At 45.2% G+C, this 3,595-nt stretch carries 4 protein-coding genes; 3 read left to right on the top strand and 1 reads right to left on the bottom strand.

The window, feature by feature from the left end:
• From H6F50_RS08350 to H6F50_RS08340, 3 genes are all read left to right on the top strand, one after another.
• Positions 1 to 477: hypothetical protein (locus H6F50_RS08350; RefSeq protein ID WP_206754827.1), on the top strand; the 477-nt coding region annotated here is incomplete at its 5' end.
• A gap of 394 nt (positions 478 to 871) precedes the next feature.
• Complete coding sequence (locus H6F50_RS08345) at positions 872 to 1,141, top strand: ChaB family protein (RefSeq protein ID WP_190428293.1); 270 nt, start codon at positions 872 to 874, stop codon at positions 1,139 to 1,141.
• A 451-nt stretch (positions 1,142 to 1,592) separates the two neighbouring features.
• The gene (locus tag H6F50_RS08340; RefSeq protein WP_190428291.1) at positions 1,593 to 2,144 is read left to right on the top strand and encodes a hypothetical protein; all 552 of its coding nucleotides are present in this window, start codon (positions 1,593 to 1,595) and stop codon (positions 2,142 to 2,144) included.
• A gap of 278 nt (positions 2,145 to 2,422) precedes the next feature.
• Here the strand turns inward: H6F50_RS08340 and H6F50_RS08335 are convergent.
• On the bottom strand, positions 2,423 to 3,595 hold a 1,173-nt coding region (locus H6F50_RS08335), incomplete at its 5' end, for an aspartate aminotransferase (protein WP_190428289.1).

Genomic DNA, 3,595 nt, shown 5'->3' with positions numbered 1-3,595 from the left:
ACCATTGCTGAAAATCAAGATAATGGAGTGAATATCGCACTTTCCGATGCAGCGATAGGAACAGTCAATATTTCTAACAATCAGCAAATTTCTAAAAATGGATTTTACGGAATTTTTACCAGCATCAATGGAAACGCCCAACTTCAATTCCTCAGTGAATCAAATCAAATTATAGATAATGCTTTTACCGGGCTTTCCCTCAACAGCTACGATACTGCTAAAATCTTTGCCGGAGTCCGGCTTAACACCATAACAGGCAGCGCAATCGGCGATCTCGAAGCAATAACCAGCGGTTCTGGCGATACAATTTGTCTCCAACCCCGCAATAATACGATTGGAAACTTTTTCTTAAATGACAGTTTTGGAGGAGCGATCCAGATAGAAACGGGAACGCTGTCTACAAATAATATCTCTGTTAGCGATCTCAGTAATTGGTCTGGAACCACTGTACCGACTGGAACTTGTGGTTTCCCTTAGTCGGTAAGCAATACCAGTTCACTTTTGTCGGATTACACGTGAGATCCCCCAGATCCCCATTTTCAGGTGGGATTCGAGAATTGAAGTGCCTTTAGCGTGGAGGCGTGATGAATCGCGTCTCTACAGGAGTTCGCGAATTATTTAGGCGTAGCAATCCTACATGATTCGTGAAGGAGAGATCCCCAACTTCGAGAAAGAAGCCGGGGATCTGAACCACTGTATTCGCCAGTAGATGATTTGTAGGGAGACGTTGTGTAACAAGATACAAAATGACTTTACATAAGATAATGCCTCAGATAGGTATATCGAGGAGCCATAACTACATCCTAGGACGAGGAATTTGTACCTCTGGCTTTCTAAGATTGATCTCAAGCAAAAATAATAGGAGTAGTTTATGACCGAACAACCAGATCAACAAGTTAATAACTTACCTTCAGAAGTCCAAGAACTGCCTGAGGCTGCTCAGCAGATTTTCCAGGCTGCATTTAAGAGCGCCCATGAAGACGGGATGGACGAAGAAGCTGCTCGCAAGGTTGCGTGGAACACCATCAACAGCGAATACCGTCAAGGTGAAGATGGCAACTGGGAGCGGACTCCTGAAATGATAAACGAAGACAATTCAAATCCCGTAACCCGCGCTGCGGTTCAGTCTGGCGGCAATTAAACGCTTTTAAGTAGCAATCGTTTAGATTGATTGACAATAGAAGGCGATCTGTGACTTGCACAGACCGCCTTTTGCCTATAGGTCTACGTTTAGCTTAATTTGCAGTAAAATGAACCGTTTCAAGTGCAGCGAACGATATATAGATAAATACCCTCAGATGGAACCTCACCCCTAGCCCCTCTCCGTGAATCCAGAGGGGAGAATATTTAATCCCTCTGCCTCTGGGTTCACAAGGTAGGGTTACACCAGAGTGCATTCAATAAAGAATTTCCATTGTGGCGTCTGAAAGCAAATTATTCGCGTCGCTAGTTGACTAAAGCAACTGCGCCCAAAAGATAAATTTGAATAAATTATGATAATTTATGGTTGTAGCTAGCTCAACCTTGCTAATTGTCTCAACTCAATGGTTGATCAATTAACCAGGTAAAAAAATAAAAGGAGGTAGAACATAATGCAAAAAGCATTCAATAACCTATTGTTAACAGGTCTTGTAGTGTTTTCAATGGCGCTGGTCAGTGGTTGTGGTGGAGGCGAAAACTCTACTACTTCTCAGGCTTCTCCTTCCCCAAAATCTCCTACATCCCAGACTGCAACTACCTCTAAACCGACTTCTTCTCAACTGAAGTTTGAAAAATCTTTTTTGGTCAGAAAAACTCCCGATAAAAAAGTTGTGCCGGTTAATGATGGAGTTTATAAAAGGGGAGAAGATGTTCAGCTAGTCTTGCTCAATGTTGGCAAATTTAAGAAAGGTCAGGATGGGAAAAACTGGCTAGATATGGATATGGAAGTTAAAAATGCCAAGGGCGAAGTTATTTTGGTGAAAAAGAGCTTAATTGGAGAAAAAGGACATACAGCTTTAAAAGATGATGTAGCAGCCTCTCCCAATGGCACTGTTAATACAACTCCTAAAATTCAACCGGGAACTTACCAAATTCAGCTAACGATTTATGACAAGGTGGGTGGTGGTAGGGTAACAGAAACTAAAGCTTTTACTTTGAAATAAGGGCGGCGCAAACAAAAATCATCTACCGTATCGTATCCGGTAGATGATTTGTAATTCCCTTTAACACATTGCACCCCTCCCCGCAGGCAGGGAGGGGTGCCGGAGCCTCAGAAAATGGCAGGGAGGGGTTGGGAACAGTAGAAAATCAGACAAATTTTATCCCTAATTAAAGTTTGCACTTATACAAGCAAATTCATCTAAAGGATAACGCTAGTTATTTTTGACATAGCCGAGTTTCCAAATTGGAGATTAAATCCAAAAATTCAAGCTTCGATGTTTTATCCCTGCTTGATAAACGCGCCCTCATTTTCGGATGAATAGCGGATATTGGCTTCTTTGAAACGCCGCAAAGCTTCAGCTAAGCGATCGCATTCGGCAATCAAACTCACTCGCACATACCCCTCACCACCCGCTCCAAAGGCATTTCCGGGAGTCACGACCACGCCCGTCTGCTGCAAGACAGAGAGGGCAAAATCTGTTGAGGTCATCTCTACCGGACACGGAACCCACAGGTACATGGTGGCTTTTGGCTTGGGAACCGTCCAACCCAACTCAGCAAATCCCTCTATCAGAAAATCGCGGCGACGGCGATAGCGATCGCAGACCTGATTGACATAAACATCTGGAAGTTGTAAGGCGGTTTCGGCAGCAGATTGCAAGGCGGCAAAGATGCCATAATCCAGATTAGTCTTGAGTGTCCGCAACCCTTGAATGATGTGTTGGTTGCCTACGACAAAGCCAACGCGCCAGCCTGCCATGTTGTAAGTTTTAGACAAGGTATGAAACTCGACGCCGATTTCCTTCGCCCCTGGAATTTCTAACAAGCTGGTTGGTTGATAACCATCAAAAGCTAATTCTGCGTAGCACAAATCATGTACGAGTAAGATTTCGTGCTTCTTAGCAAAAGCAACGATATCTTTGAAGAACTCGCGGGGTGCGGTTGCGCCAGTGGGATTGCTGGGATAGTTGAAATAGAGAATCTTTGCTTGTTGGGCTACATCATCGGGAATGTCACCGAGATCGATCAACCAGTCATTTTCGGGTTTGAGAATCAGCGGGTGAATTTTGCCCCCAGCGATCGCTGGCCCGCGAAAATGGGGCGGATAAGAGGGACTAGGTACCAGAATCACATCGCCTGGGTTGATATAGGCAAAGGCGAGGTGAGTCAGCCCTTCTTTAGAACCAAGTAGCGGCAAGGCTTCGCTATCTGGATCGAGGTCAACGTTATAGCGACGCCCGTACCAGTTAGTGATGGCGCGGCGGAAGCTGAGAGTCCCTTCAAAGGGGGGATAGCCGTGATTTGTCGGATTTTGCAACGCTGCGATCGCGGCGTCTATCACTGGCTGAGGCGCTGGGCCATCTGGATTCCCCATCCCCAAGTCAATTAAATCCAGCCCTTGTTCGCGTGCCCTGGCTTTGAGTTCATCCAGACGGGCAAATACATAAGGGGG

It is taken from the genome of Coleofasciculus sp. FACHB-712, assembly GCF_014695635.1.
GTDB lineage: Bacteria > Cyanobacteriota > Cyanobacteriia > Cyanobacteriales > FACHB-T130 > FACHB-T130.
Note: the sequence above shows the minus strand (reverse complement) of the source record. Positions and strands in the feature narration are given on the sequence as shown.

Excerpts from the sequence above, each read along its gene's own strand:
- H6F50_RS08340 (WP_190428291.1), top strand. The coding sequence starts at position 1,593 with ATGCAAAAAGCATTCAATAACCTATTGTTAACAGGTCTTGTAGTGTTT.
- H6F50_RS08345 (WP_190428293.1), top strand. The coding sequence starts at position 872 with ATGACCGAACAACCAGATCAACAAGTTAATAACTTACCTTCAGAAGTC.